This is a genomic window from Mesorhizobium sp. SEMIA396, assembly GCF_024518615.1.
Classification (GTDB): domain Bacteria; phylum Pseudomonadota; class Alphaproteobacteria; order Rhizobiales; family Rhizobiaceae; genus Mesorhizobium.
On sequence record NZ_JANIFC010000002.1, the window covers coordinates 420913 to 447208 of the forward strand.

Here is a 26296-nt window from a genome sequence, read left to right on the forward strand (position 1 = left end):
CGGTGATGAGCCTCGACAACCGGCCGGTCTACACCGGCGGCTGCCAGTGCGGCGCGGTGCGCTTTCGCGTTGAAGGCGCGCTCGGCGACGCTTCGGTCTGCCATTGCCGCATGTGCCAGAAGGCGTTCGGCTCGTTCTATGCGCCGCTGGTTTCGGTGCGTGGCGCCCGGCTCGACTGGACGCGCGGCGAGCCGAAATACTTCCGCTCCTCCAACCATGTCGATCGCGGTTTTTGCGCCGATTGCGGCACGCCGCTGACCTTCACCGCGCCGGACGGCGTTGGCCTCGCCATCGGCGCGTTCGACAATCCGGCGGAGATCGTGCCGCTGATCCAATGGGGCACCGAGGCAAAGCTGCCTTATGTCGATACGATCCCGCAATTGCCGGGCGAGGAGACGATGGCCGACGTGTCGTCGGCCTCTTATCTGGCGGATCTCGTCTCCTATCAGCATCCGGACCACGACACCGAACAATGGCCGCCAAAGGAAAGATCATGACCGATCAGGTAAGAACCGGCGGCTGCCAGTGTGGCGCCGTGCGTTTCCGCATTCATGGAGCGCTCGGCCGTCCATCGATCTGCCATTGCCGCATGTGCCAGAAGCAGTTCGGCTCGTTCTTCGGTGCACTGGTCACGGTGCCCAGGGACGGCGTCGAATGGACCCATGAAGAGCCGAGCTATTTCCAGTCGTCGGTCAACATCGATCGTGGTTTCTGCGCCCGCTGCGGGACGCCGCTGACCTACCGGCAGCCCGGTGGACTTGAGATCGCTATCGGTGCCTTCGACGACCGCTCCGATCTTGCCCCGCAGATCCAGGTCAACTACGCCGCGCGGCTGCCCTGGGTGGAGACGATCTTCGATCAGCCCGTCCACCAGGATCCTGATTATTACAACAGGCAGGAATCCATCATCTCCTTCCAGCACCCAGACCATGAAACAGCGGACTGGCCGACCAAAGGTTTGCAGCTATGAGCAGTCAATTGCGTACGCTTTATCCCGAGATCGAGGCGTTCGATTCCGGCATGCTGGATGTCGGCGACGGCCATCAGGTCTACTGGGAGCGTTCGGGCACGAGGGGCGCCAAGCCGGCGGTGTTCCTGCATGGCGGGCCGGGCGGCACCATTTCCCCAAAACACCGGCGGCTGTTCGACCCGAAGCTCTACGATGTCATCCTGTTCGACCAGCGCGGCTGCGGAAAATCGACGCCCAACGCCTCGCTCGAAACCAATACGACCTGGCACCTGGTCGCCGACATCGAACGCCTGCGCGAAATGGCCGGCTTCGACAAATGGCTGGTGTTCGGAGGCTCCTGGGGGTCGACGCTGGCGCTCGCCTATGCCGAAACGCACCCCGAACGCGTCAGTGAGTTGGTGGTACGCGGCATCTACACGCTGACGCGAGCCGAACTCGAATGGTACTATCAATTCGGCGTCTCGGAAATGTTCCCGGACAAATGGGAGCGCTTCCTGGCGCCGATCCCGGAGGCCGAGCGCGGCGACATGATGGCTGCCTACCGCAAGCGGCTGGTCGGCACGGATCGCAAGGCGCAGATCGAGGCGGCCCGCGCCTGGAGCTTGTGGGAAGGCGAAACGATCACGCTTTTGCCCGAGCCGGAGACCAGCGGACCATTTGGGCAGGACGACTATGCCATCGCCTTTGCCCGCATCGAGAACCACTATTTCGTCCATGCCGGCTGGCTGGAGGAAGGGCAGTTGCTGCGCGACGCGCACAAGCTGGCTGACATTCCCGGCACCATCGTCCATGGCCGCTACGACATGCCGTGCCCGGCGCATTATGCCTGGGCGCTGCACAAGGCCTGGCCAAAGGCGGATTTCCACCTGATCGAGGGCGCCGGTCATGCTTATTCGGAGCCGGGGATTTTGGATCGGCTGATCCGCGCGACGGACAAGTTTGCAGGCAAATGACCATGACCCGCGAGCGCCTCTATCTCTTCGACACCACATTGCGCGATGGCCAGCAGACCCCTGGCATCGACTTTTCCGTCGAGGACAAGATCGCCATCGCGAAACTGCTCGATGCTTTTGGCCTCGACTATGTCGAAGGTGGCTATCCCGGCGCCAATCCGACCGACACCGCCTTCTTCCAGGAGAAACGTACGTCGCGCGCCAAATTCGTCGCCTTCGGCATGACCAAACGGGCTGGGGCGTCGGCTTCCAACGATCCCGGCCTTGCGTCACTCGTGCAATCCAAGTCGGATGCCATCTGCTTCGTCGCCAAGAGTTGGGACTACCATGTCCGTGTCGCGCTCGGCTGCACCAATGAGGAGAACCTCGACGCCATCAAGGCCTCCGTCGAGGCGGCGATCGCCGCCGGCAAGGAGGCGTTGGTCGACTGCGAGCATTTTTTCGACGGCTTCAAGGCCAATCCCGATTATGCGCTGGCCTGCGCCAGGACCGCCTATGATGCCGGCGCGCGCTGGGTGGTGCTGTGTGACACCAATGGCGGCACGCAGCCATCGGAAGTCCGCGCCATCGTCGAGAAGGTTATTTTATCAGGTATTTCGGGCGATCATCTCGGCATCCATGCCCATGACGACACCGGCCAGGCGGTCGCCAATTCGCTTGCCGCGGTCGAGGCCGGCGTGCGCCAGATCCAAGGCACACTCAATGGCATCGGCGAGCGCTGCGGCAACGCCAATTTGATCTCGATCGTGCCTACGCTGGCGTTGAAACCGGCCTTCGCCGATCGTTTCGACACCGGTATTTCGGCTGAGGCGCTGACAGGCATTTCCAGGTTGTCCCGCGCCTTCGACGAACTCTTGAACCGCGCCCCGGAAGCGCAAGCGCCCTATGTCGGGGCCTCTGCTTTCGCCACCAAGGCGGGCATCCATGCCTCCGCGCTGGCCAAGGAGCCGGCGACCTATGAGCATGTACCCCCGGAAACGGTCGGTAACCGCCGCCGCGTCATGGTTTCGGACCAGGGCGGGAAGGCCAATTTCCTCGCCGAGTTGAGGCGGCGCGGCATCGAGGTGCCGAAGGACGATCACCGGCTCGACGCGCTGATATCAGTGGTCAAGGAGCGCGAGGCCGAGGGCTACGCCTATGAGGGCGCCGATGCCAGCTTCGAGCTCCTGGCACGCAAGATGCTGCACGGCCTGCCGGAGTTCTTCAACGTCACCTCGTTCCGCTGCATGGTCGAGCGCCGCTTCGACGCCAACGGCCAGCTGAAGACGGTCTCCGAAGCGATCGTCAAGGTGGTGGTCGACGGCGAGGAGAAGATGTCGGTGGCCGAGGGGCATGGCCCGGTCAACGCACTCGACATCGCGCTGCGCAAGGACCTCGGCAAATTTCAGGGCGAGATCGCCGACATGGAGTTGGCCGACTTCAAGGTGCGTATCCTCAATGGCGGCACCGAGGCGATCACCCGCGTTCTGATCGAATCGCATGACGGCACCGGCGCGCGCTGGTGGACGGTCGGCGTTTCCGAAAACATTATCGACGCCTCGTTCCAGGCGCTGATGGATTCCATCGTCTACAAGCTGATGAAGAACCGCGAGATGGCCGGACTGGTGGCCGCCGAATAGGGTTGAACCATCAGCGAAAGTCCATTGATCCATCAGAACTTTGCGATGGTCTTGCCAAGGTGACTGGGCCATAGCGTTGGCCCATGGCCACTGAAGCAATTACCCTGGACGCGGATTCCAAGGCCCGGCGCGGCTTTCTGCTGGCGCTCGGCGCCTATCTGCTGTGGGGATTGCTGCCCTTCTACATGAAGGCGGTCGCTCATCTGCCGCTCGCCGAAGTCATTGCCCATCGCATCGTCTGGTCGGTGCCGATCGCCGCCGCCGTTCTGATCTGGGCCGGCCGCATGGCGGATTTCAAGGCGGCACTGCGCTCGCCGCGCACCATCGCCATGGCCGCGCTGACGGCGGCGCTGATCTCGGTCAACTGGGGCATCTATGTCTGGGCGATCGCTGTCGACCGCACCGTCGAAACCGCGCTCGGCTACTACATCAATCCACTGGTCAACGTCGTCGTCGGCGCGCTGCTGCTTGGCGAGCGGCTCGACCGGCTGCAGATCGCGGCGGTGGTGCTGGCGGCCGTCGCAGTCGCCGTGCTGACCGTCGAGGGCGGCAAGCTGCCCTGGGTGTCGCTGGCGCTGGCGTTTTCCTTCGCCGCCTACGCCTTCTTCCGCAAGACGCTGCCGATCGGACCGAGCCAGGGATTTTTGCTCGAAGTCCTTCTGCTGTCGGTGCCGGCGCTTGGCTACATCGTCTATCTCATCGCGACCGAACAGGACCACATCTTATCCAGCAGTGGCACCGATACGGCATTGCTGATCGGCTGCGGTCCGGTCACATCGATCCCGCTGCTGCTGTTTGCGTTCGGCGCGAGGCTGCTGCGGCTGTCCACCATCGGCATCATGCAGTACATCGCGCCGACCATTGTGTTTCTGATCGCCGTGCTGATCTTCGACGAGCCTTTCGGCACCACCCAGGCGATTGCCTTTGGCCTGATCTGGACAGCGCTCGCGATGTATTCCTGGTCGATGTTCCGTGGCCGCGAGATCCGGCCGGCGGTGCCGGCTGCAAGGTAAGGATCCCCTATGTACCTGCTGCATATCGCCAACAAAAATTATTCCTCATGGTCGCTGCGGCCTTGGGTGTTGATGCGAGAGCTGAACATCCCGTTCGAGGAACGGCTGACGCCATTCCCGACCGCATCGAGTTGGGATCTGTACCGGCCCTTCTCGCCGAGCGGCCGCGTGCCGTGCCTGATCGACGATGGCTGGGCGGTCTGGGATTCGCTGGCCATCGTCGAATATCTGGCCGAACGCCACCATGGCGTGTGGCCTGTCGAGGCCAAGGCGCGCGCCTGGGCACGCTCGGCCGCCGCCGAGATGCATTCGAGCTTCACCGCATTGCGCGGGGCATGCCCGATGAGTTGCGGCGTGCGCGTAAAGCCATTCCCGATGTCCGATGCGCTGAAGCAGGACATCTTTCGCCTCGGCGATCTCTGGAACGATGGCCTTGCCCGTTTCGGCGGGCCGTTTCTGGCCGGCGCTCATTTTACCGCCGTCGACGCTTTCTTTGCCCCGGTGGCGTTCCGCGCCCAGTCCTATGGGCTCTCCTTCGAGGGTGCGGCTGCAGCCTATCCAGCGCAATTGCTTGCCCTGCCGGCGATGCGCGAATGGTATGCGGCTGGCTTGGCCGAGACCTGGCGCGAGCCCGACCACGAAGCGGAAGCCGCCGCCGCCGGCACCGTCATCGAGGATCTTCGCGCCTCGGCGTGAAAGTCGCCGGGCGGGCGTTACATCTGTCCGAGCCGCCTGACAAAGAGATAGGTCGCGCCCGCGATCACCATCGCTACCGCCGTCACCACCCAGAAGCCCATTGGCGTGTCGACCAGCGGCAAGCCGCCGACATTCATGCCGAACAGGCCCGAGATGATGGTCATTGGCAACAGCACCGCCGTCATCACCGACAGTACGTACAGCAGCCGGTTCGACTGCGTCGTCAGCTTGGCCATAAGCTCGTCCTGCAACAGCCGGGCGCGTGCCTGCAATTGTTCGCCATCATAGTGCAGCGTCTGCGCCCTGTGCGAAAGACGCGCGGCCATGTCGTTGATGCTGTCGGGCAGGTCGTTACGGTGCGAGTGGTCGAGATGGCGAAACAGATTGGTCAACGTCGCCATCTGCCTGTGGATCACAACCAGATGCCGGCGCGCGTCGACGAGGGATTGCCGTTCATTGTGCCATGCGTCGCAGACGATGCGATCCTCGATCCCGTCGAGGCTGTCGCCGAGTGCCGCAAGTTCAGCCACCATGCCGTCAAAAGACTGGCCGACAACCGCCTCGATCAACTCGGCCGGCGAGCGGAACTTGCGCGATCCATTCTCGATCGCCTTGCGGATGTTGTCGACCGACTGCAGCGGTTGCTTGCGGGCGCCGACCAGCATCGTGTCGTTGAGCGCGAAGCGGAAATGGCCAAGCCCGCCCGCTTCCGCCGAATAGTCATGGCGCAGGTCCGGCAGATCGCCATAGAGCCAGTCGTCCTCGAGGTCGATGTGGCAGCCATGGCTGGCGGACAGGAAAGCTTCGCGCACCGGTGCCGGCAAAGCCTGATCGGCGCCGATCTCATGGCGGGCCCGCATGTCGGAAAGCTGGTAGCTGCGCCATGTCCAGTGCGCGGCGGTGGCGTCCCTGGTTCGCACGCCCTCAGCGGTGAAATGATAGATGAAGAACAATCCGTGCTCGTCGGGCAGGTAGGGCGACAGGTCGGTGCCTTCCGGGGCGAGAGTGATATCCATGGGCGGTGCCAGATGCATGTTCCGAAATGGCACCGCACGGCGGCTGCCTGGCCTTGATTTCTAGCACGAGCGAACCCGGTTCGGTGTGACGGTTTCTTGACAGCCGATCACGGTCTGTCGATCACCCACGTCAATCCGGTGGTGACGCCTTCGCCACCCCGGATTGTGCCCCGGTCAGTGCTTCGGGCCGAAGCCGGGGTAGGGCTTGAGGGGCACGATTGCGGCAATGTCCATCATGCCGGCCTTGACCAGCGGCAAGGTGGCGAGATGGCCGCGAACCTCTGCATCATCGGCGGCTTCGAGCATCATGCCGCTGCCCGGGATGTCGCCTCGGTTCCACACCTGGCGTACCGCGCCTTCGGCATAGAGCGTGCGCCGCTGTTCGGCTTCGCCGGGCAGAAGCGGAGCGAAATCGGCATCGGCAAATTTTTCGGTGTTGCGGGTGAGAAGGGCAAAGAACTGCATGGCGGTCTGCTTTGGTTGGATGGCCGAACTATCGCTCCCGCTGGTCAGACTGTCTAAGACTGGTTAGGCTAAAGTTGAGACCTCGGGGGACTGGAGCCTGGAGAAAAAATGTTCGACCTGCGCCAGATCAGGTATTTCGTCACCGTCGCCGAAACCGGCAATGTCGGGCGCGCCGCCGAGATGCTGCATATTTCCCAGTCGCCACTCAGCCGGCAGATCATCCAGCTCGAGGAGCAGTTGGGTGTTTCCCTCTTTGAAAGATCGAAGCAGCGGGTCCATCTCAACGCCGAGGGGCGCGCCTTCCTCACCGAGGCCCGCGCCCTGCTGTCCAGTGCGCGACGTTTGGAGGAGTTCGGCCGAAACCTGGCCAGCGGCGCCGTCGGTCGGCTCGCCATCGGCTATGTCGAAGGCGCCGTTCATGCCGGGCTTGTCGCCGGGATGCTGCGCCAGTTCCGTCGCGACCGGCCGGATTTCCACTTGCAACTGAGAAGCCTGCGTTCGGCGGCGCAGTTGGAAGGGCTACGGCAGCGGTCGCTGGATCTGGGCTTTGTCTACTCGCCGCCACCTGATGACGACCCGGATGTCGCCGCCATGGCGCTGCGGCATGAGCCGCTGGTGCTGGCGATCCCCGAAGATGATCCGCTTGTTCAAATACCAGAGGTTGGGCCGCATCACCTTGACGGTCGCACCTGGATCACCGTCGTGCGCCAGCCGGACGACACCAATCGCGGCCAGTTCCTTGCCGCCTGCGCCAAAGCCGGCTTTTTGCCCGACATCGCCTATGAAACGGCGGATCCGCTAACCTCGCTTGGCCTTGTCAGCGCAGGTCTCGGCCTGGCGACGGTGCAAGCCAGCCTGCGTTCCGCTGCGCCGCCGCGGATCGTGTTTCGCGACCTGCCGTGGTTCGACCGCACGGTTTCACTCCATCTCGCCTGGCGGCGTCAAGACCGGCGGGCGGTGATTGCCGATTTGCGGCAGGCTGCGGAGGAAGAGGGCAGTAGGGCAGTAGGGCAGTAGGGCAGTAGGGCAGGACACTCCAGGCAATTCACATACTGCCTTACTGCCGTATTTTCTTACTCCCCTACATTTTGTCGATCACCGACTGCACGCCCTCGGTCGGAGCATCGACGGACGATCCTGCCACCATGATGGCGGCGACGATCGCTTCAGGGTCGTCGACGACCAGCGGCTTGACCCGCTGTGCGGTGTGGATGAAGCCTTCGGCGGCCATGTGATCGAGCAACGCCAGCATCGGATCCCAAAATCCTTTGACATTGGCGAAGACGATCGGCTTGCGATGATGGCCAAGCTGCCCCCAGGTCATGATCTCGACGATCTCCTCGACCGTGCCGATCCCGCCCGGCAGCGCCACAAAGGCGTCGGATTTCTCGAACATCCTGTGCTTGCGCTCGTGCATGTTGTCGGTGATGAAGAGTTCATCGAGCCGGTCAAGCGCGGTTTCGCTCGCTTCCTTGTTGATCAGGAAGCGCGGAATGATGCCCGTTACCTTGCCGCCGGCCTTGAGCGCGCCTTCGGCGACAGCACCCATAATGCCCTTGGTGCCGCCGCCATAGACCAGCCGCAGTCCCGCTTTGGCAATCGAGCGTCCGAGCAGGTGTCCGGCCTTGATATAGGTTTCATCGCGGCCCGGAGACGAGCCGCAATAGACGCAGACGGATCGAATCGTGTTCATGCCGATGATTGGTGATTGGGTCTGAAAGCCGGGTCAAGCCCCAAGAGTTAACAAGTCCGGGCTTTTTCTTGTCGGTATTGGTAAAACAGGCTAGACCGGCGTTAGGTGGCTAAGGGGTAGGGAAGTATGGCGATTAATCCACTGAAGGCGTTTCTGTTCGCGGCGGGTGGGACCGTCGCGGCCGCGGGAACCGCCTATGTATCGGGCGCACTCGACCCGTATCTCAATCCCACGCCGCCGGCGCAAGTGGCGGCGCAGACGCCGCCCGCAGCGCCAAAATCGGCCGATCCCGGCACCGAAGCGCGGCTGCCCGCCGCGGAGGTCCCTGCGGCTCCCGCCGCGGTGCCCCAGGCAACGGCACCGTCCGCACCGGCCGCGGACGCGGCGGCGCCGGCTGCGGCCGGTCCGGTCGCACCGTCCTTCGATGTCGTGCGCGTCGAAAGCAATGGCTCGATTGTCGTCGCCGGCAATGCGGCGCCCAACGCCAAGGTCGAGATCCTCAACGGCTCGACGGTGCTTGGCTCGACGGTCGCTGGTCCCGATGGCGCCTTCGTTATCATTCTCGACGATCCGCTGAAGCCCGGTGATTATACGATCGCGCTGCGCGCGACCACGGGCGATGTCGTAACGCCCTCGGTGCAGACCGCCGTGGTTTCGGTTCCCAAGGATGCGGCCGGCCAGGTGCTGGCCATGGTCGAGGAGCCGGGCAAGCCGGCCGAATTGCTGACCGTTCCCGCGCCCGCGGCAAAGCCGGCTGCTCAGGCCACCGCGCCGGCTGCTCCCGCAGCCGAAGCGCCCGCAACTGCTCCGGCACCAGCCGCCCCAGCACCTGCCGTGGTGGAAGCAGCACCGGCTCCTGCGCCGGCGACGCCGCCCGTTGCAGGCGTGACCGAGCCCAAGATCGTCGTCGAGGCGGTCGAGATCGACGGCAGCAAGATCTTTGTCGCCGGTCTCGCCGATGCCGGCCGCAAGGTGCGCGCCTATGCCAACGACATCCTGCTCGGTGATGCGCAAACGTCGACGGATGGTCATTTCCTGGTCGAGGCGGCGCGCGACATTCCGGTCGGCAGCTACACAATACGTGTCGACGGCCTCGATACCGACGGTGTGACAGTTGTGGCCCGCGCAGCCGTGCCGTTCGAGCGCGAGCCGGGCGAAGCGGTCGCCGCCGTGGCACCCTCGGCGCCGAAGCCCGTTCAGCCCAAGCCGGCCGCACCTGCCGCCGCCGAGGCGCCGGCCGCGGCCGGGACGGCTCCGGCCACCACGCCTGCTCCCGCCACCGAGGCTCCGGCCGTTGTGGCGGAGGCGACGCCGCCGAGCGACGTGCCCGAGACCGTGGCGCCCAAGCTTGAACATGCCGACGGCGCCGTCATCATCCGCCGCAACGACACGCTGTGGCGGATCTCGCGGCGCGTCTATGGCCATGGCGTGCGCTTCTCGACCATCTACCTCGCCAACCAAGACCAGATCAGCGATCCCGACCGCATCTGGCCGGGGCAGGTGTTCAAGGTCCCGGAAAAGTCGAAGGAAGGCGAAGCCGCCGACCTCAAGGCGATGGGCGAGCAGGCAACGACAGCGCCGGCCAAGACGCAGTAGGGTTGGCGATTGGCCAATCTCCCTCCTTGAGGGGGAGGTGGCAGGCCAGAGGGGTCGTCGCGCGTGAAGCGCCGACCTTCTCTTTTCTCCAAACGACGTCGCGTCAGGACGCACCGACCCCCTCTGTCACCTTTGGTGACATCTCCCCCTCAAGGGGGGAGATTAGGTCGCTCTACCCATCGGGGTAGCTTGCCGCAGACCTGCTCATCGTCTATCGCCGATGGACGATGACTGATTCCCTTATGGAAACAAACGCACCTGGCTGCACCCCGGACAGCCGAGCCGTTGCCACCCGGCTGGCAGCACTTTCGCACCCGGCTCGGATCGAAATCCTGAAATACTTGTCCGCAAGCAACTCCTGCTACTGCCGCGAAGTCGTCGATCGGTTCGATCTGGCGCAGTCCACCGTGTCACAACATCTGAAAATACTGGTCGAAGCCGGGCTGGTTCGCTTCGAGCCCGATCGCCAGCGTTCGCGCTATGCGATCGACCGTGCCGCGCTCGCCGATGTTTCTGCATCGGTGGCCGCCCTCGTCAATTCCTGCTGCTCCGGCCGCTGAAAATAAGAAGAAGGCGCCAAAAATGGCCGAAAAAACCGTCTCCGACTCCTCGACCTTCAAGACGCTGCTCAATTTGTGGCCCTATATGTGGCCGGCGGATCGCGCCGATCTGAGAGCCCGGGTCACCTGGGCGACGCTGTTGCTCGTCGTCGCCAAGCTGACGCTGGTCGCCGGTCCCTATTTCTTCAAATGGGCAACGGACGCGCTGGCCGGCGACTCCAAATCGGTGCCACCGCTGCCGACATTTCTGCTGGCGCCGGTCATGCTGGTCGTCGCCTACAATGTCGTGCGCCTGGTGCAGCTTGGCTTCAATCAGCTGCGCGACGCGCTGTTTGCACGCGTCGGCCAATACGCGGTGCGCCAGCTCGCCTTCCGCACCTTCGTTCACATGCACCAACTATCGCTGCGCTTCCACTTGGAGCGTCGCACCGGCGGCCTGTCGCGCATCATCGAGCGCGGCACCAAGGGCATCGAGACGATCGTGCGCTTCATCATGCTCAACACGGCGCCGACCATCCTCGAATTCGCGCTGACCACCGGCATCTTCGCCTACACCTATGGCTGGAAATATGTGGTCGTCGTCGCGGTCACCGTCTGGGTCTATGTCTGGTTCACGGTGCGCGCCAGCGACTGGCGCATCTCGATCCGCCGCGACATGAACGACAGCGACACCGACGCCAACACCAAGGCGATCGACTCGCTGCTCAATTACGAAACGGTCAAATATTTCAACAACGAAAGCATGGAAGCCGAGCGCTTCGACCGCTCCATGGCACGCTACGAGGTCGCCGCGACGCGCATCTGGACCTCGCTCGGCTGGCTGAATTTCGGCCAGGGCATCATCTTCGGCCTCGGCACCGTCATCGTCATGTGCATGTCGGCGCTTGAAGTGCAGGCCGGCACGCAGACGGTCGGTGACTTCGTCTTCATCAACGCCATGCTGATGCAGCTGTCGGTGCCGCTCAATTTCATCGGCTTCATCTACCGCGAAATCCGCCAGGGGCTGACCGACATCGAGCAGATGTTCGACCTTCTGGATGTGCCGCAGGAGATCGTCGACAAGCCGGATGCCAGGCCGCTCGCCGTGAGCGCCGGCAAGGTCGAGTTCCGCGACGTGCATTTTTCCTATGACCCGAACCGCAAGATCCTGAAGGGCATCAGCTTCGAGGTGCCGGCCGGCAAGACCGTCGCCATTGTCGGGCCTTCGGGTGCCGGCAAATCGACCATCTCGCGGCTTCTGTTCCGCTTTTACGACGTTCAGTCCGGCCAGGTGTTGATCGACGGCCAGGATATCAGGGACGTGACGCAGGAGAGCCTGCGTGGCGCGATCGGCATGGTGCCGCAGGACACCGTGCTGTTCAACGACACCATCGCCTACAACATCCGCTACGGCCGCATCGGAGCCAGCGAGGAGGACATGCAGAAAGCCGCTGAACTAGCCCAGATCGGTCCGTTCATCGAGCGATTGCCTGACGGCTACAAGTCGATGGTCGGCGAACGCGGGCTGAAGCTTTCGGGCGGCGAAAAGCAGCGCGTGGCGATCGCCCGCACCATCCTGAAGGCGCCGCCGATCCTGATGCTCGACGAAGCGACCTCGGCGCTCGACAGTCACACCGAGCAGGAGATCCAGGCCGCGCTCGATCTGGTCAGCCGTGGCCGCACCACCATCGTCATCGCCCACCGCCTGTCGACGGTAATCACGGCCGATGAGATCATCGTGCTGCAGGACGGCCAGATCGCCGAGCGCGGCACCCATGCCGAGCTGATGCGCAAGCATGGCCTCTACGCCTCGATGTGGGACCGCCAGCGCGAGGCGACCGAGGCCGAGGAGCGCCTACGCATCGCCCGCGAGGGCGACGAGCTTGGCGTTGTCGTTCGTCGGCGAACGTCGGAGGTGAATTGAAAGTTCGGCGCATGACCTGATTTTTGCGCTTGACCTCAACATAAGTTGAGATTGTAGGCCGTTCCTGGAGCCCAAAAAACACCATGATCCAGGAACGGAGAAATCGAAATGAGCAAGACAAATCAGAGCGTTGACGGCCGCAGCGTGTTCAGGGTGGACAAGTTCGTCGTGCCTGCCGCCGCCCGCGAGGAGATACTCGCCAAGGTCAGGACAACGCATGAATTGCTGCGCCTGCAGCAGGGGTTCGTGCAGGATTTCCTGCTCGAGCAATTCTCAGGGCCGGGCGAGTTCAACCTTGTGACCATCGTCGAATGGGAAAGCCAGGCAGCCATCGACAACGTCGTGCCGATCGTCAAGGCCGCGCACGAGCGCATCGCTTTCAACCCGCACGAGACGATCGCCCGGCTCGGCGTGCGCGCCGACATCGCCAACTATCAGCGGGTTCCGGGGCTTTAGAAAAGCCGTTACGGCAAACCGATGCCAGGTGCCGGCGCTTCGACGCTGAATATGGCATTCCCCATTGTTGCGTTGCGGCGAGGGGGGCTTTCGGCTATTGAGGCCCCACCTGAAACGGAGCCCGTTTACACCCGATGAGCCTTGTCGATACGGTCAAGAACGCATTCGTACCGATCCATCGCGAAGGCTATCCCTTCATCGCGGCCTTTGGCGCGGCGACGCTTTTCCTCGGCTATTTCTCCTCGATCCTGTTCTGGATCGGTCTGATCCTGACGGCCTGGTGCGTTTATTTCTTCCGCGATCCCGAGCGCGTCACGCCGGTCGATGACCGCCTGGTGGTCAGCCCCGCCGACGGCATCATCTCGGCGGTCGGACCCGCCGTGCCGCCGCGCGAACTCGGCCTCGGCAATGCAGAGATGACCCGGATCTCGGTGTTCATGAACGTCTTCTCCTGCCACGTGAACCGCGCCCCGGTGCGCGGCCGTATTGCGAAAATCGAGCACCGGCCGGGCAAATTCCTCAATGCCGAACTCGACAAGGCAAGCACCGAGAACGAGCGCAACGGCCTGGTCATCGAGAGCCCCAACGGCACGGTCGCGGCCGTCCAGATCGCCGGCCTGGTGGCGCGCCGCATCGTCTGTTGGGCCGAGGCCGGCGGCTCAATCGGCACTGGCGAGCGTTTCGGCCTGATCCGCTTCGGCTCGCGTGTCGATGTGTTCCTGCCCCTGACCGCCACGCCGCGCGTTGCCGTCGGCCAGACGGCGGTTGGCGGCGAAACCGTGCTGGCCGAATTCGGCGGTGTTGCCGGCACGCCTCTTGTTCGGGTTTCCTGACCGGTGGGCACGCAATACAAAAAGTTCGAGGCCCATGCCAGCGGCGGTCCGCGCATCCGCGAAATCCCGATGCGCATGGTGCTGCCCAATCTGGTCACCGTGCTCGCCATCTGCGCCGGCCTGTCCGGCATCCGCTTCGGCTTCGAAGGCCGCTTCGAGCCGGCGGTGGTGATGGTGCTGCTTGCCGCCTTCCTCGACGGCATCGACGGCCGTCTGGCGCGGATGTTGAAGGCGACCTCCAAATTCGGCGCTCAGATGGATTCGCTGGCCGACATCGTCAATTTCGGCGTGGCGCCGGCTCTGGTGCTCTATGCCTTCCTGCTCGACCGCGCCGGCTCGCCGGGCTGGATCGCGGCACTGCTGTTCGCCATCGCCTGCGGGTTGCGCCTCGCCCGTTTCAACGTGCTCGACGACGAGAAGGGCGATCGCCCCATATGGCAGTCCGAATATTTCGTCGGCGTGCCGGCGCCGGCGGGCGCCGTGCTGGTGATGCTGCCGCTCTATCTCTATTTCCTGCGCACAGGGCTGGAGCCCAGTCGCCCCGCCGCCTTCGTCGCCACCGGCTTCACCATCCTGGTCGCCTTCCTGCTGGTCAGCCGGCTGCCGGTCTATTCCGGCAAGAGCCTAAGGATCCCGGGCGACAGGGTGTTGCCGATCATCCTCGGTGTCGTACTCTACGTGCTCCTGCTGATGACCTATCCCTGGTACACGCTGACCGCCTCGGTCGCCGGCTACCTGATCTTCCTGCCATTCAGCGTGCGCGCCTATTCGAAGCGCGCCAAGCGCGAGGGCGAGAAAGTGCCGCCCTCCGATATAGGTTAGAAAATTCGCAGAAGTGCTTGATCTGACTCAGGCCGCGACGCCGAGCCCCAGCCTGTCGATCGCCAATTTCCTCGTCGACACATAGTCGGTCTTGCCGGAACCCAGCACCGGGATTTCCTCCACCTTGACGATGTCGTTCGGCACCATCAGTTCGGCGGCGCCCGCCTGTTTGCCGAATTTGCGCAGCTCGTCGGGATTGGCATCGTCGGCGGTGGTGACCAGCACGATGCGCTCGCCGCGTCTCTTGTCCGGCACCGCCACAGCCGCGTGGCGCTCCTCCGGCCACAGCGACTGCACCAGCATCTCGACCGCCCCCAGCGACACCATCTCGCCGGCGATCTTGGCGAAGCGCTTGGCGCGGCCGCGAATGGTGATGAAGCCCTCGCGGTCGACGGCGACGATGTCGCCGGTATCGTGCCAGCCGGTCAGCGGCTGCAACTCACCGGGGCGGTCCGACGTCATGTAGCCCATCATCAGGTTCGGCCCGTCGAGCCACAATTGGCCGGCGTCGGAGATGCCCTCGACCGGCTCCAGCTTCATGCGCATGGCAGGCAGCAGCCGGCCGACCGTGCCGTCGCGGCCATGGATTGCCGTGTTGACGGCAACCACCGGTGCCGCCTCGGTCAGCCCGAAACCTTCGATGATCTCGGCCTGGAAGCGCTCGCGATAGACGCGGCGGGTTTCCGGCTTCACCGCCTCGGCGCCGGCGACGACGAAGCGCAGGCTGGAAAAATCGCCGTCCTTGGCGGTGCGCGCATAGTTGGCGAGGAACGTGTCGGTGCCGAACATAATGGTCGGCTTCACCTTGCGCGCCACCTCGGGGATGATCTTGTAGTGCAGCGGCGAGGGGTAGAGGAACAGCTTTACCCCGGTGACCAGCGGCAGGATGGTGCCGCCCGTCAGGCCGAAGGAGTGGAACACCGGCAGCACGTTGAGCAGGATGTCGGCCGGCGAGATGGTGATCCGCGCCTCGGCCTGCATGGCGTTGGCGTACAGGTTCTTGTGCGACAGCACGACCGCCTTCGGCGTGCCTTCCGAGCCCGAAGTAAACAGAATCACGGCCGGCTTGGCCGCATCCTGCCGCTGCAGCGGCCAGCGCCACAGCAGAGCGGCGGCAAGCTTGTCCAGCGCGGTAACGCTCTCCCGCACATCCTCCAGCCACAGCAGCTTGGCGCCGCCTTTTTCGACCGCCGCGACGATATCGGCCAGATCGGCCTTCTCGACGAATGCGCGGGAGGAAATCACGGTCCTTATCACCGCCGTGCGCACGGCCGCGGTGACGCTCGCCGGTCCGGCCGTATAGTTGATCATCGCCGCCACCCGGCCGGCCGACAGAAGGCCGGTGAGCGACAGCACGACGCCGTTGGCATTGGGCAGCATCACGCCGACCGCCTCGCCCGGAGCCGTCACCGCCTCAAAGCGCCTGCCCAGGACGCGGGCGCCGATGAACAGCTTGCGGTAGGTCAGCGCCCCGGAGATCACGTCCTCGATGATGGTATGCGAAGCGCCGACGCGGTCGGCGGCATCGCGCATGGCCAGGAACAGGCCACGATCGAGGTTGGTGCCGAAGAGCCGCGCCTCGGCGACACGGTCGAACAGCGCGTTGGTGTTCGAGGCCTGATCGGGGTTCCGCGCCACCAGTTCGGCGATGGTCATAGGTTCCAGCACGCTGATCGACAGCTGCGGAAACCAGTGTCGTGGCGCCTTGTCCGCGGGTGTCAGCGACACCGGCAGGCCGCGCGCGCCGCCGACGAAGATCGGCACGATCTTGGCATCGGCCTGCATGGCGATGCGGGTGACGGCACGAAACAACCGAAACATCTTGACGTCAGGCTCGACCGCATCCGGCAGATAGACGGCGAGCCGGCCCTTGCCCCTCAGCACGCGCACCAGCCGGCGGCTGACGAAGAGATGTTCGGCGTTGAAAGCGATGGTACGGCCAAGCTCGCGCCAAAGTTCAAGCCACGGCGAGCGCGCCGAGGCCTCGTCGAGTATGTGCAGTGTGTCTTCCGGCAGCAGCGACAGCATCAGCGCCGGTTCGAAGCGCGATTGATGCGAGATGACGTAGATGACTGGAGCCTGCGCCTGGCGGGCGATCCTGATACGGCTGTCGGCGATCCGGTAGGCGAGCTTGAACGGCACATAGAGCAGCGCCTGGGTAAAGCGCAGGCCGAGGCGGAATATTTCCACCACGCCGATCAGCAGCCAGGCCAGAACAAGACCCGCAAGCAGCGCCAGTGTCAGGACCATGCCGCGTCTCTCCCAACATTCTTAGCATCTCGGCTCTTTTGCGGCCGCTTCGGCCAGAACCTAGACGATGTGGGAGGAAGGTCAATGCGGAGCTTTTGCTTCCCTGGTGCGGGAAGCTGCTTGTCATGCCGCCTGCAGCCGTCCACTGATGAAACGAAATTCCTGCGTCTTGCCGCCATAGCCGTAAGCGGCTGCCGGCACTTCATGTACGAAGGCGTAGCTCTCCTCGTGCACGCCGCCCAGCAGACGGCCGAAGGCCGCGAAGATCGCCTTCAGATAGGCCTCCAGCTCAAGCTTGGTGTTGGTGCCGTCGACCACCTTGATATCAAGCCAGAACGTGTTGGTGCCGTGCTCGGCCAGCGACTTGCCGCCGGCGAACCAGTGCTGCGGATCGACATAGGACACGGCAACTGCCGTGATCGTCGGATCCTTGCGCAGCTGCGTGGCGGTGATTTCGGTAGCCTCCTCTGCGATGCGAGCGGAAAGCGCCGCGTCAGGCTTGCCGGTGACGCTGATGTTGATAATGGGCATTTTCTTCTCCTTGGCTTGAGCGGCGTCCGATCGCCGTTGAAACAACCATGCCACCACCTTTAGATCAAAAAAATCGAATTGTTTTTAACTGAAGCTTCGATAATATCGAAGTATGGAAACGCTGGATCCCGATCTGCTCCGAACCTTCCTTGCTTTCGTCGACAGCGGCTCGCTGGCCCAGGCGGCTGCAAGCGTCGGCCGTTCGCCCTCGGCGGTGACCACCCAGATGCAGCGGCTGGAAGAAATCGTCGGCGAGCCGCTGCTGGCGCCGCAAGGGCGAGGGCGCGGCTTGACCCCTGCAGGCGAAGACCTCGTCGGCCATGCCAGGCGGATCCTTGCCGCCCATCGCGAGGCCTGGCTGGCGCTCAAGGGCGCGCGCGCTGCCGGACGCGTCGCCATCGGCACTACGCAGGATTTCGCCGACAGCGGCCTGCCGGATCTGCTGCGTGCCTTCGCCGTCAGTCATCCGCGCGTCAGGATCGAACTGCGGGTCGGCCGCTCCGCCGAACTGGCGCAGGCGCTGCAGTCTGGCGGCCTCGATCTGGCGATCGTCATGCGCCAGGCGGCGGCGCCGGACGAAGTCGGCGTGCTGCGCGAGCCGATGATATGGCTATGCTCACAAAAGGGGCTGGCTTCGCGGCAGGAGGAACTGCCGCTGGCGCTGCTCGATCCGTATTGCGGTTTTCGCGAGGCAGCACTTGCCGCACTCGATGCGGCCGGCCGCCGCTACCGCATCGCTGCCGGCAGCGCCAGTCTGGCCGGCCTGCGCACGGCGGTGAACGCCGGTGTCGCGCTGACGCTGCGAACGGCTCGCTTTGCCCATTCCGGCATTGTCGAGGCGCCGCGCGAGCTTGGCCTGCCGCAGGTTCCAATGGCTGAGTTCGCCATCCGGCTGCGCACCGGTGCCGACGGGTCGGCAGCCGATCTGGCGGCCCTTCTCAGCGGCAACCTTGCCTTGTCGGGCTGAATGCCCAAAGAAAAAGCCGACCTTACGGTCGGCTTGGTGGCAAAGAAAAAGCCGACCTTACGGTCGGCTTGGAGTAGGACGGGCCGAGGGGTTTGGGGGGACTTGGGGATGGCCCGTCGCATCCATAATGCCTGACCCGGATGATGGTTCCGTGACTGTGTCACTTTTTTAAGAAATATTTGACGCCACGCGTTGCGGGCCGGCCATGCGTTGCGAGCGGGCCCTCAGCCAATCCCGCCCCGCATGGGCGAACACCGCGCACAACACGATGACGCCGCCGATCATGCTGGCGGCTGGTGCAATCTCGCCCAGGAACAGGAAGGCAAACAGGATCGCGAACGGCACTTCGGCCGAGCCGAGCAGTCCGGATTCGGCCGGCGGGATGAGCCGCGCGCCCTCCGTCCACAGGATCGAGGACAACGCAAAGGACGCGCCGAACGTGGCGAGCAGAACGGCATCCCTTTGCGAAACCGCCAGCGGATCGGTGACGAACCAGCCGAGCAGGAACAGCAGGAACGCCGAAACCGCGCCGGCCCACACCACCGGCGTGTCGCGGAACGCGCGCACCATGATCATGTAGAGGCCGCTGCCGATGGTCATCAGCAGTGCCAGTCCGTCGCCGAACAGATTGCCGGTGCCGAAGCCGGACCAGACCATGATCGCCACGCCGCACAGCGACACGGCGGCGGCGACCATCGTCTGCAACCGGAAGGGTTCGCGCGTCAGAACCCAAGCCAGCAGCGCGGTGACGAAAGGTGCTGTGGCATAGATGACCGCGACATTGGCGACGAAGGTGAACTTGAACGCCGAGATGAAGGCGATGCTGGCCAGAGCTCCCTCTACCGCCAGCAGCCAGCCGCGCCAGCCAAGCCGCAGCGTTTCGCGGTTACCGGAACGGTGACGCCGCCACAGCACATAGAAGCTGATCAGGATGGCGCCGACAAAGCCGCGCCAGCAGATGATGGTCAACGGGTCGGCATGGATCGACTTTGTCAGAACACCGGTCAGGCCGAAAACGGCAGCTGAGGACGACACCAGGATGATGCCGAGTGTGCGCTCTGCGGCGGTGTCGGTGGCGGCTGCAATGTCAGTCATGCAACCAGCCTACGCCGCTTGGTCCTGACATCGTAGTGTCAGCAATGATGGTGATCCACATCATAGGCGTTTGCGGAAATGCTCGGTGCCGACGATCAACAGGCCGGCGGCGACGATCAGCGCAGCGCCCAGGAACACCTCGCGGCGCGGCACGTCGCCCCAGATCGCAAAGCCGAGTGCGAATGCCCACAACAGCGAGGTGTATTCCAGCGGCGCGAGGACCGAAGCCGGTGTGCGCTTCATGCCTTCGAACAGAAGATATTGTGCCAGGCCGCCGAGTGCGCCGACGCTGGCAAGGAGCAGCAACTGAGCCCCGTCCGGTGTCCGCCACAACAACAATGCCGGCACCGCCGAAAACAGCAGGAAATAGAAATTGTTGAGCAGGAGCTGGATCATCGAGCACTCGGCAAGGGCGGTCTTGCGCAAGAGCACGATGGCGATGCCCCACAAGAAGGCCGCCGCCAGCACCAGCAGCACCGGCACGGACAGGCCGAGATGGGTCGGATCGCAAGCGACGAACACGCCGGCAAAGCCGATCAGCACCGCCAGCCAGCGCAGCATCGGCACCTTTTCGCCGAGCAGGAACACTGAAAGCACTGTGACGATGATCGGGGCCGCATAATAGACGGTGGTCAGCTCGGCGAGCTGCAGGCTGCGCGCGGCGTTGTAGTAACACAGCCACGCAGCAAGCGTGAAGGCACTGCGCACCAGCATCGGCCGCACGATCGGCGAGCGCATCGTGTCGGCAAACAACTGTCGTCCGCCGATCGCCGCGCACGCGCCCAGAATGGCAATGCTGCGGAAGAACATGATCTGCCAGACGCTCATGCCGACGACCAACAGCTTGATCGAGGCATCCTGTGTCGAAAACAGCAAATAGGCAGCACCGGTCAGCAGGATGCCTGCAAGCACCCGCTCGCGTGTTTCGAGAATGGCGATATCGGCCATAAGGCGCGTGGGACCAAATTGCCGGAGCGGCAGAATGCTGTGAGGAGCGACACGAGGAGCTGTGAATTCAGTTCCCTCGGCACCAAGCTATAAGGGCGAAAATCGCTGCGGCGCTACGCCAGCCCGCTGGTTATGTTGGGGCAGGGGGCCATGCCGAGCTGCACTGTCGCCAAGCCTACTGCGTCGCCTGGTAAAGCTCCGAAGCGGCTTCTTTCAGCGCGCGTCGGCCGTCGGACCTGAAATACATCATGTGCCCGCCCTCGACGACATCGAGACGGATAGGCTTGGCATCGGCGAGCGATGGGATCTGGTTCACCAGGTAGCGCGAGGCGAGGTAAGGCGTGACCAGGTCGGTGTAGCCGTTGACGATCACGACACCAAGCGAAGGGTTCAGTGAGCGTGCGCGCTGCAGATCGTCCATCACTCCGGCATAGCCTTGCCGCGAGGCGCTGGTCCCGTAATCCCATTTGTGGCTGATTTCGCCATTGAGCAGCCGATAGCTGACATCGGTGCGGAAACTCAATTCGTCACGGATGTAGCCGACGAAAGCCGACGTCAGCGCCGGCACGCTGCGGTCGAGCACCGGATCCGGGCCGGCGATGCGGGCGCTCTCAGGCGCGATATCGGCTGTGCCGATCGTGGCGTCATAGGGGCTGAGCACCTTGCCGCTGGCACGGGCGAACTCCCTTGCGAACAGGCTGGTGGGGATGCGAGCGGAGTTCCGTTGCACCAAATCGAGTGGCAGGCCGGTGATCTCAGCGACGCGCTGGCTCGCCAGCCGCCTGCCTTGCTCCAGTCCGCTGGTGATTGCCGTAAGGTAATCGCCCATCGCATAATGTTCGACTTCGGCCAGCTTCTCCCGCAATGCATCGCCGCTGACGCCTTCGGTGCGTAGCCGCACCGCCGCCAGTGACGGCAGTTCGAGCGCCCAATGCAGCGGCTCGAATTCGTCGGGCTGCACCAGCGTGAACTCCAGCGCTGGCGAGATCAGCACGATGCCGCTCGGACTGACGCCGATATCTTCCTGCAATGTCCTGGCGAGCAGCGCCGCGCGGAACCCGCCATAGCTTTCGCCGGCGAGGAACAGCGGCGACCCGGTGCGGCCGTTCTGCGCGAGATAGAGCCGGATGAAGGCGCCAATCGAGCTGGCATCCTGGTTGACGCCCCAGAAATCGCGCGTGTCCTGCCCCGGTGCCTCGCGGCTGTAGCCGGTCCCCACCGGATCGACGAAGACGAGATCCGTCATGTCGAGCCAGCTGTCCGGATTGTCGATCAGTCTTTGCGGTGAGGGCAGGAGTTCGCCATCGGCTCCCGTCGCGATTATCCGTGGACCGAGTGCGCCGAGATGCAGATAGGCGGACGCTGCTCCAGGGCCGCCATTGAACACGAAGGTGATCGGCCGATGCGGGTCTTTGGCCACGCTCGCCAGCGGCTCCAGCGTGTAGGCGACGTAGAAGATCTCCGCCGTGACGTCGCCGTTGCCCGACAGCAGCGACAGGGTCGCTGCCTTTGCCTGGTAATCCAGCTTGCGCCCGGCCAGTGTGATCGAATAGTTGGTGGTCTGCGGCGGCGGCAGCAGGGACAGCACACCGCCCGCAGGTGCCGGCCGCTCCGCCGTTTCAGCCAGGACGGGCTGCGCCAGGACGGCAAGCATCGGCAGGATGAGGAAGATCAGTTTCAGCTTGACCGGCATGATGGCTCCGCGAGAACGACTCCCGCATAGGTATGGCCGAGAGGATCGAAGTCAAAGGAAATGGCTGTCTTGAACCTGCAACGGCTTGCGCTAATGTGAGCCGGAATGCAGTCGAACATCTCTCTCGATCGGTTTGGACACTGGAGCGGTGGTGTCGCCGCCGCGGCCATGGCTGCAACGCCCGAAGAATTGTCCGCTCGCTTCACAGCGGCGGCGAGCGGACTGCTTGGCTCCGACCGCGCCTATGTCGGCTTCTACCGTCGAGACATCACATCCCTGACCATCGACGATGCCGGCCCCGATCGCTGGAACCGCGACTACGATGCACGACTGTATCGCCAGGATCCCTTCTTCCAGAGGTTCGCCAGCACAAGACAGGATTTCCTGTTGCCGCTGTCGGCACTCCGCAATGGCGACTTCCAGCGTACCCCCTACTATCGCGAATTCTTCGGCCCTTCCGACAGTTTCGACGAGATCACCGGCGTGTTCAATCTCGACGGGCTGACCGCTGGCTATGTCACCTTCCTGCGGCGAAACGGGGCACCGGCCTTTGGCGATCAGGATCTGGAGATGGCTTACGCGGCAAGCAGCGCGACAAGGCTCATTCTGCAAAGATTGCTTCATCTGTGCCGCTCCCGGGACAAGGGCGCCGCAATCGGTGACGGACGCTCGCGGCTGAGCAGGCGCGAGGCCGAGGTTGCGCGGCATCTGGTCGAGGGTGGCAACGCCAAGACGATTTCGCGAAGCCTCGCCGTCTCACCCGGCACCGTCCGCAACCACATCAAGCAGATCTACCGCAAGCTCGGCGTGCACTCCCAGGTCGAGCTGCTGGCGGCCTTCCGCGAAGCCGCTTGAGCCTGACGGCTTACGCCGGCGCTATTGCCCCGTCACGATGCGCGTCCACATGCGGTTTTGTGATCGCAGCAGCTTTGGGTCGTTGTTGTCGACCACGAACAGCTTGGCCTTCACGGCATCAGGCGGAAAGACGCCGGGATCGCTGGCTATCGCCTTGTCCATCAGCGGCAGGGATTCCGGTATCGCATTGGCATAGGAGACATAGCTGGAATTGGCCGCGGCGATATCGGGCCGCAGATTGAAGTTGATCCAGGCCTGGGCGTTGTCGGGATGCGGCGCATCTTTCGGCACCACCATCGTATCGAAGTTGATGAGCGTGCCTTCTCTGGGGATGGAATAGGCGATCTCCAGCTTCTTCACGGATTCCGCCGCACGGGTCCTTGCCTGAAGTATGTCGCCCGACCAGCCCAACACCACGCAGATGTCGCCGTTGGCGAGGTCGTTGATGTATTTCGACGAATGGAAATAGCGGATGTAGGGCCGCACCTTGCCCATCAGGTCCTCGACCTTGGCGAGGTCGTCGGGACTGGTCGATCTGGGGTCGATGTGAAGATAGTTCATCGCCATCGGGATGACTTCAGCCGGCGCATCGATCATGGCCACGCCGCAATCGGAGAGCTTCTTGACCACGTCCACGTCGAAGACCATGGCGAAGGAATCCGTCGGCGCGTCCGGCAGCCGCTGCTTCACCGCGGCGACGTTGTAGCCAATGCCGTCGGTGACGGCCATATAGGGCACGGCATGCAGGTTCTGCGGATCGGCGCCCGCGATCAGCGCCAAGGCCTGCGGATCGATCTTCGAATGGTTGGCAAGCTTCGATTTGTCGAGTTCCAGGAACGCCCCCGCCTTCACCTGGTTCTTCAGGAACGGATAGGCTGAGGGGTAGACTACGTCATATCCCGAGCCGCCGGTGAGCAGCTTGGTTTCAAGTACCTCGTTGCCGTCATAGACATCGTAGCGAACCTTGATGCCCGTTTCCTTCTCGAATTTCTCGGCGGTGTCCGGCGCGATGTAGTCGGACCAGTTGTAGACGTTGACGATCTTTTCCTCGTCAGCCGAAGCCGCATTTGCGCAGACGCCGCAGGCAAGCAGGGTTGAGAAGATCAGAGCGCGCATAAATGTCCTCCGTTTTCGCTATCTGTTTTCGGCATGCGTCGTCCCTCAGCGTCGCTGCGGGGCATAGACCGGCAAGGTGATGCAGGCGACATTGCCGCCGCCCAGCAAGATCTCGCGCGAGTTCTCGATGCCGACTATCTTGTGGTCGGGAAACAGCTCGGCCAGCGTCTGCTTGGCCTTCACATCGAGATCGCAGCCGAACTGCGGTACCACCACGACGCTGTTGCCCGGATAGTAGTTGATGTAGCTCGCCGCGATCCGGTTTCCGGCCGGTCGCGCCCAGGTCGAATCCAGCCGGTCCACGCTCTCGCTTTCTTCCGGCGTCATCTCGATCGGCAGGGGATGCGGCAGCCGGTGGATCTCCAGTGCGCGGCCACGCGCATCACGGGCCGAACGCAGCACCTCTTCGGCTTCTCGCACAATCTCATATTGCGGGTCCTCCCGATTGTCGGTCCAGCTCAGCACGACCACGCCGGGACGCACGAAGCAGCAGACGTCATCGACATGGCCGTCGGTTTCGTCGAAGGCAAGGCCACGCGGCAGCCAGATGACGGTGTCGACGCCGAGATAGTCACCAAGCTGGCGTTCCACCTCGGCCTTGCCGAGATGAGCGTTGCGATTTCGGTTGAGCAGGCATTGCTTCGTCGTGATGAGGGTGCCCTGGCCATCGCATTGCAACCCGCCGCCCTCGGCGATCAGCGGTGCGCGGTAGCGATCCATGTTCTCGATTTCGAGCACTTTTTGCGCTGCCAGATCATCGAGGTCCCATGGCGCGTAGAGGCCGCCGTCAAAACCGCCATAGGCGTTGAAGATCCAATCGACGCCACGCACGCCGCCTTGATCGTTGACGACGAAATTGGGACCGCTGTCGCGCAACCAGGAATCGTTGGTGGACATCTCCACGACACGCACATGGCCGGGCAATCGCGCTCGGGCATTCTGCCACTGGCGAGCGGAGGCCGCCACCGTCACTGGCTCGCTTTGCGCGATCGCCGCGGCGACATCCACGAACAGCTTTTGCGCGGGCTTGGCGCCGAGGCGCCAGGTGTCCGGCCGCTCCGGCCAGATCAGCCAGCAGCCTGACTTTGGTTCGAATTCGCCGGGCGCGCGAAACCCATCCTGTTTCGGCCTTGTCGAGAGGGTACGGGGCATCTTGGGACCGCCGGGAAATGGAGTGATGACTTGCCCGGATCAGACGTTTTTGGGACCTTGTCCGTCAATGTCCCATTTGGGATATCGGTGTTGACCGCTGTCTCCTGTTGCGGAACGGCATTGCCTTGCCACGGTGATCGGCGCAAATCTCGACCGGACGGCGTATGCCGGTGACGCAAGCAGTCGACGAAAGGGGAAAAGCGGATGGATGCGACCGAACTGAAGGCCATGCAGGCGCCGCTGAAGCAGGCCTACCGTGACGATGCTTCGCAGGCTCTGATCACGCTTCGCGCCAAGGGCTCGATCGATGACCAGTCGGTTGCCTGCAAGGTGGAGACGGGCAGGGCGCTCGCCATCGCCGGCTTGCATCCGGCAACAGGCGGCTCAGGGCTTGAACTCTGCTCGGGCGACATGCTGCTGGAGGCCTTGGTCGCCTGCGCCGGGGTGACGCTCAAGGCGGTGGCGACGGCGCTCGAGTTCAAGCTCGGCGCCGCCACGGTGGAGGCCGAAGGCGATCTCGATTTTCGCGGCACGCTCGGTGTCGCCAAGGATGCACCGGTCGGCTTTCGCGCCATCCGGCTCAATTTCAACCTCGACACCGCTGAGCCGCAGGAGCGGGTAGACTCGCTGCTGAAGCTGACCGAGCGTTATTGCGTGGTGTTCCAGACCATCAGCCAGAAGCCGGAGCTGACGGTGAGCGCACGCCGCTGATGCTTACTGCGCCGACGGTTCTTCGGCGTCGCCCTCGTCAGTGAAGGGCGAGGCGCTCGGCACGCATTGCACCGACCAGCCGGCCGGTGTCGGCTGCTTCTGATATTCGGTGATGGCGGCGGTGCACTGTTCGCGTTTGTCGAAGGTGCTGGGCAGCACGACCATGCCGCCTTGCGGGCCGGCGATTACCAGATACCAGACCAACGCTGCTGCGGTCGTAGCCATGGGGATTTCCTTGTTCTGCCAGTTGGGCGCTGTTGTGGGAGTCGCTGTGACCCTACCAACTCCATGGAAATGACGAAAGCCTGACCGCCGCACAGCTTCCCGCCGTCACATCACAGCCGCGTGATGTGACGGGGGTTTCCAGCCCGATTTCGAAGCGC

General features: G+C 63.7%; 27 protein-coding genes. 16 read left to right on the forward strand and 11 right to left on the reverse strand.

All coding sequences use genetic code 11. The features are described from left to right. Positions 1-5 precede the first annotated feature (5 nt). The 6 genes from NP503_RS06910 (at position 6) to NP503_RS06935 (ending at position 5251) form a co-directional block, all read left to right on the forward strand. Positions 6-497, forward strand: coding sequence for a GFA family protein (locus NP503_RS06910; protein ID WP_127268543.1), 492 nt, complete (start codon positions 6-8; stop codon positions 495-497). Beyond that, entirely contained in the window at positions 494-970 is a 477-nt protein-coding gene (locus NP503_RS06915) for a GFA family protein (protein ID WP_027038010.1), read from the forward strand. Before NP503_RS06910 ends, NP503_RS06915 begins: the two co-directional genes overlap by 4 nt. Continuing rightward, entirely contained in the window at positions 967-1923 is a 957-nt protein-coding gene (gene pip, locus NP503_RS06920; RefSeq protein WP_127268544.1) for a prolyl aminopeptidase, read from the forward strand. The genes NP503_RS06915 and pip overlap by 4 nt, the downstream gene beginning before the upstream one ends. Further along, positions 1920-3542: a citramalate synthase gene (cimA, locus tag NP503_RS06925; RefSeq protein ID WP_206517190.1), complete on the forward strand. Its 1623-nt coding sequence runs from the start codon at positions 1920-1922 to the stop codon at positions 3540-3542. Before pip ends, cimA begins: the two co-directional genes overlap by 4 nt. 83 nt (positions 3543-3625) lie before the next feature. Next, complete coding sequence (gene rarD, locus NP503_RS06930; protein WP_127271670.1) at positions 3626-4555, forward strand: EamA family transporter RarD; 930 nt, start codon at positions 3626-3628, stop codon at positions 4553-4555. A gap of 9 nt (positions 4556-4564) precedes the next feature. After that, a complete protein-coding gene (locus NP503_RS06935; protein ID WP_127271665.1) occupies positions 4565-5251 on the forward strand; it encodes a glutathione S-transferase family protein in 687 nt (228 codons plus the stop codon). Positions 5252-5268: 17 nt separating this feature from the next. On the opposite strand, the gene NP503_RS06940 is transcribed toward NP503_RS06935, so the two are convergent. Both NP503_RS06940 and NP503_RS06945 read right to left on the reverse strand, forming a co-directional pair. Further along, entirely contained in the window at positions 5269-6267 is a 999-nt protein-coding gene (locus tag NP503_RS06940) for a transporter (RefSeq protein WP_128310068.1), read from the reverse strand. A 174-nt stretch (positions 6268-6441) separates the two neighbouring features. After that, positions 6442-6732 carry a muconolactone Delta-isomerase family protein gene (locus NP503_RS06945; RefSeq protein ID WP_127271666.1) on the reverse strand — a complete coding sequence of 97 codons (291 nt, stop codon included), beginning with the start codon at positions 6730-6732 and terminating at the stop codon, positions 6442-6444. A gap of 108 nt (positions 6733-6840) precedes the next feature. Here NP503_RS06945 and NP503_RS06950 point away from each other — a divergent pair, with 108 nt between their 5' ends. Beyond that, positions 6841-7749 carry a LysR substrate-binding domain-containing protein gene (locus NP503_RS06950; RefSeq protein ID WP_206517463.1) on the forward strand — a complete coding sequence of 303 codons (909 nt, stop codon included), beginning with the start codon at positions 6841-6843 and terminating at the stop codon, positions 7747-7749. Positions 7750-7813: 64 nt separating this feature from the next. On the opposite strand, the gene NP503_RS06955 is transcribed toward NP503_RS06950, so the two are convergent. Further along, complete coding sequence (locus NP503_RS06955; protein ID WP_127268242.1) at positions 7814-8425, reverse strand: TIGR00730 family Rossman fold protein; 612 nt, start codon at positions 8423-8425, stop codon at positions 7814-7816. A gap of 126 nt (positions 8426-8551) precedes the next feature. On the opposite strand from NP503_RS06955, the gene NP503_RS06960 reads away from it, so the two are divergent. The 6 genes from NP503_RS06960 to NP503_RS06985 all read left to right on the forward strand — a co-directional run bounded on the left by NP503_RS06960 (position 8552) and on the right by NP503_RS06985 (position 14595). After that, on the forward strand, positions 8552-10021 hold the full coding sequence (locus NP503_RS06960; RefSeq protein WP_127268241.1) for a LysM peptidoglycan-binding domain-containing protein: 1470 nt from the start codon (positions 8552-8554) through the stop codon (positions 10019-10021). Positions 10022-10248: 227 nt separating this feature from the next. Next, positions 10249-10581, forward strand: a complete 333-nt coding sequence (locus NP503_RS06965; protein WP_127268240.1) for a helix-turn-helix transcriptional regulator — start codon at positions 10249-10251, stop codon at positions 10579-10581. Positions 10582-10603: 22 nt separating this feature from the next. Beyond that, positions 10604-12484: an ABC transporter ATP-binding protein/permease gene (locus NP503_RS06970; RefSeq protein ID WP_127268239.1), complete on the forward strand. Its 1881-nt coding sequence runs from the start codon at positions 10604-10606 to the stop codon at positions 12482-12484. Between the two features lie 108 nt (positions 12485-12592). Then, positions 12593-12940: an antibiotic biosynthesis monooxygenase gene (locus NP503_RS06975; protein WP_127268238.1), complete on the forward strand. Its 348-nt coding sequence runs from the start codon at positions 12593-12595 to the stop codon at positions 12938-12940. 134 nt (positions 12941-13074) lie between these two features. Then, positions 13075-13773 (forward strand): phosphatidylserine decarboxylase, encoded by a 699-nt coding sequence (locus NP503_RS06980; RefSeq protein ID WP_127268237.1) that lies wholly within the window; start codon positions 13075-13077, stop codon positions 13771-13773. 3 nt (positions 13774-13776) lie between these two features. Further along, the gene (locus tag NP503_RS06985) at positions 13777-14595 is read left to right on the forward strand and encodes a phosphatidylcholine/phosphatidylserine synthase (RefSeq protein ID WP_127268236.1); all 819 of its coding nucleotides are present in this window, start codon (positions 13777-13779) and stop codon (positions 14593-14595) included. A gap of 27 nt (positions 14596-14622) precedes the next feature. Here NP503_RS06985 and NP503_RS06990 read toward each other — a convergent pair whose 3' ends face one another. Both NP503_RS06990 and NP503_RS06995 read right to left on the reverse strand, forming a co-directional pair. Then, positions 14623-16845 (reverse strand): AMP-binding protein, encoded by a 2223-nt coding sequence (locus tag NP503_RS06990; RefSeq protein ID WP_127272460.1) that lies wholly within the window; start codon positions 16843-16845, stop codon positions 14623-14625. A 123-nt stretch (positions 16846-16968) separates the two neighbouring features. Continuing rightward, entirely contained in the window at positions 16969-17376 is a 408-nt protein-coding gene (locus NP503_RS06995) for a 4-oxalocrotonate tautomerase family protein (RefSeq protein ID WP_127271318.1), read from the reverse strand. Between the two features lie 112 nt (positions 17377-17488). Here NP503_RS06995 and NP503_RS07000 point away from each other — a divergent pair, with 112 nt between their 5' ends. Then, on the forward strand, positions 17489-18343 hold the full coding sequence (locus tag NP503_RS07000; protein ID WP_127272459.1) for a LysR substrate-binding domain-containing protein: 855 nt from the start codon (positions 17489-17491) through the stop codon (positions 18341-18343). 168 nt (positions 18344-18511) lie between these two features. On the opposite strand, the gene NP503_RS07005 is transcribed toward NP503_RS07000, so the two are convergent. From NP503_RS07005 to NP503_RS07015, 3 genes are all read right to left on the reverse strand, one after another. Next, the gene (locus tag NP503_RS07005; RefSeq protein ID WP_127272333.1) at positions 18512-19438 is read right to left on the reverse strand and encodes a DMT family transporter; all 927 of its coding nucleotides are present in this window, start codon (positions 19436-19438) and stop codon (positions 18512-18514) included. A gap of 60 nt (positions 19439-19498) precedes the next feature. Beyond that, a complete protein-coding gene (locus tag NP503_RS07010; RefSeq protein ID WP_127272334.1) occupies positions 19499-20386 on the reverse strand; it encodes a DMT family transporter in 888 nt (295 codons plus the stop codon). Positions 20387-20561: 175 nt separating this feature from the next. Further along, complete coding sequence (locus tag NP503_RS07015) at positions 20562-22079, reverse strand: S10 family peptidase (protein WP_127272335.1); 1518 nt, start codon at positions 22077-22079, stop codon at positions 20562-20564. A 105-nt stretch (positions 22080-22184) separates the two neighbouring features. On the opposite strand from NP503_RS07015, the gene NP503_RS07020 reads away from it, so the two are divergent. Further along, positions 22185-22934, forward strand: a complete 750-nt coding sequence (locus tag NP503_RS07020; RefSeq protein WP_127269959.1) for a helix-turn-helix transcriptional regulator — start codon at positions 22185-22187, stop codon at positions 22932-22934. A 21-nt stretch (positions 22935-22955) separates the two neighbouring features. Here the strand turns inward: NP503_RS07020 and NP503_RS07025 are convergent, their stop codons facing one another. Together NP503_RS07025 and aguA are read right to left on the reverse strand one after the other, a co-directional pair. Next, positions 22956-24050 carry a polyamine ABC transporter substrate-binding protein gene (locus NP503_RS07025; protein ID WP_127269957.1) on the reverse strand — a complete coding sequence of 365 codons (1095 nt, stop codon included), beginning with the start codon at positions 24048-24050 and terminating at the stop codon, positions 22956-22958. 45 nt (positions 24051-24095) lie between these two features. After that, the gene (aguA, locus tag NP503_RS07030; RefSeq protein ID WP_127269955.1) at positions 24096-25202 is read right to left on the reverse strand and encodes an agmatine deiminase; all 1107 of its coding nucleotides are present in this window, start codon (positions 25200-25202) and stop codon (positions 24096-24098) included. Positions 25203-25406: 204 nt separating this feature from the next. On the opposite strand from aguA, the gene NP503_RS07035 reads away from it, so the two are divergent. Next, complete coding sequence (locus NP503_RS07035) at positions 25407-25913, forward strand: OsmC family protein (RefSeq protein ID WP_127269953.1); 507 nt, start codon at positions 25407-25409, stop codon at positions 25911-25913. Positions 25914-25916: 3 nt separating this feature from the next. Here NP503_RS07035 and NP503_RS07040 read toward each other — a convergent pair whose 3' ends face one another. Then, positions 25917-26138 carry a hypothetical protein gene (locus NP503_RS07040; protein WP_013532531.1) on the reverse strand — a complete coding sequence of 74 codons (222 nt, stop codon included), beginning with the start codon at positions 26136-26138 and terminating at the stop codon, positions 25917-25919. Between the last annotated feature and the right edge of the window lie 158 nt (positions 26139-26296).

Bases quoted from the DNA above. Each gene is read 5' to 3' on its own strand.
- NP503_RS06910 (WP_127268543.1), top strand. From the start codon at position 6: ATGAGCCTCGACAACCGGCCGGTCTACACCGGCGGCTGCCAGTGCGGC.
- NP503_RS06915 (WP_027038010.1), top strand. From the start codon at position 494: ATGACCGATCAGGTAAGAACCGGCGGCTGCCAGTGTGGCGCCGTGCGT.
- pip (WP_127268544.1), top strand. From the start codon at position 967: ATGAGCAGTCAATTGCGTACGCTTTATCCCGAGATCGAGGCGTTCGAT.
- cimA (WP_206517190.1), top strand. From the start codon at position 1,920: ATGACCATGACCCGCGAGCGCCTCTATCTCTTCGACACCACATTGCGC.
- rarD (WP_127271670.1), top strand. From the start codon at position 3,626: ATGGCCACTGAAGCAATTACCCTGGACGCGGATTCCAAGGCCCGGCGC.
- NP503_RS06935 (WP_127271665.1), top strand. From the start codon at position 4,565: ATGTACCTGCTGCATATCGCCAACAAAAATTATTCCTCATGGTCGCTG.
- NP503_RS06940 (WP_128310068.1), bottom strand. From the start codon at position 6,267: ATGGATATCACTCTCGCCCCGGAAGGCACCGACCTGTCGCCCTACCTG.
- NP503_RS06945 (WP_127271666.1), bottom strand. From the start codon at position 6,732: ATGCAGTTCTTTGCCCTTCTCACCCGCAACACCGAAAAATTTGCCGAT.
- NP503_RS06950 (WP_206517463.1), top strand. From the start codon at position 6,841: ATGTTCGACCTGCGCCAGATCAGGTATTTCGTCACCGTCGCCGAAACC.
- NP503_RS06955 (WP_127268242.1), bottom strand. From the start codon at position 8,425: ATGAACACGATTCGATCCGTCTGCGTCTATTGCGGCTCGTCTCCGGGC.
- NP503_RS06960 (WP_127268241.1), top strand. From the start codon at position 8,552: ATGGCGATTAATCCACTGAAGGCGTTTCTGTTCGCGGCGGGTGGGACC.
- NP503_RS06965 (WP_127268240.1), top strand. From the start codon at position 10,249: ATGACTGATTCCCTTATGGAAACAAACGCACCTGGCTGCACCCCGGAC.
- NP503_RS06970 (WP_127268239.1), top strand. From the start codon at position 10,604: ATGGCCGAAAAAACCGTCTCCGACTCCTCGACCTTCAAGACGCTGCTC.
- NP503_RS06975 (WP_127268238.1), top strand. From the start codon at position 12,593: ATGAGCAAGACAAATCAGAGCGTTGACGGCCGCAGCGTGTTCAGGGTG.
- NP503_RS06980 (WP_127268237.1), top strand. From the start codon at position 13,075: ATGAGCCTTGTCGATACGGTCAAGAACGCATTCGTACCGATCCATCGC.
- NP503_RS06990 (WP_127272460.1), bottom strand. From the start codon at position 16,845: ATGGTCCTGACACTGGCGCTGCTTGCGGGTCTTGTTCTGGCCTGGCTG.
- NP503_RS06995 (WP_127271318.1), bottom strand. From the start codon at position 17,376: ATGCCCATTATCAACATCAGCGTCACCGGCAAGCCTGACGCGGCGCTT.
- NP503_RS07000 (WP_127272459.1), top strand. From the start codon at position 17,489: ATGGAAACGCTGGATCCCGATCTGCTCCGAACCTTCCTTGCTTTCGTC.
- NP503_RS07005 (WP_127272333.1), bottom strand. From the start codon at position 19,438: ATGACTGACATTGCAGCCGCCACCGACACCGCCGCAGAGCGCACACTC.
- NP503_RS07010 (WP_127272334.1), bottom strand. From the start codon at position 20,386: ATGGCCGATATCGCCATTCTCGAAACACGCGAGCGGGTGCTTGCAGGC.
- NP503_RS07015 (WP_127272335.1), bottom strand. From the start codon at position 22,079: ATGCCGGTCAAGCTGAAACTGATCTTCCTCATCCTGCCGATGCTTGCC.
- NP503_RS07020 (WP_127269959.1), top strand. From the start codon at position 22,185: ATGCAGTCGAACATCTCTCTCGATCGGTTTGGACACTGGAGCGGTGGT.
- NP503_RS07025 (WP_127269957.1), bottom strand. From the start codon at position 24,050: ATGCGCGCTCTGATCTTCTCAACCCTGCTTGCCTGCGGCGTCTGCGCA.
- aguA (WP_127269955.1), bottom strand. From the start codon at position 25,202: ATGCCCCGTACCCTCTCGACAAGGCCGAAACAGGATGGGTTTCGCGCG.
- NP503_RS07035 (WP_127269953.1), top strand. From the start codon at position 25,407: ATGGATGCGACCGAACTGAAGGCCATGCAGGCGCCGCTGAAGCAGGCC.
- NP503_RS07040 (WP_013532531.1), bottom strand. From the start codon at position 26,138: ATGGCTACGACCGCAGCAGCGTTGGTCTGGTATCTGGTAATCGCCGGC.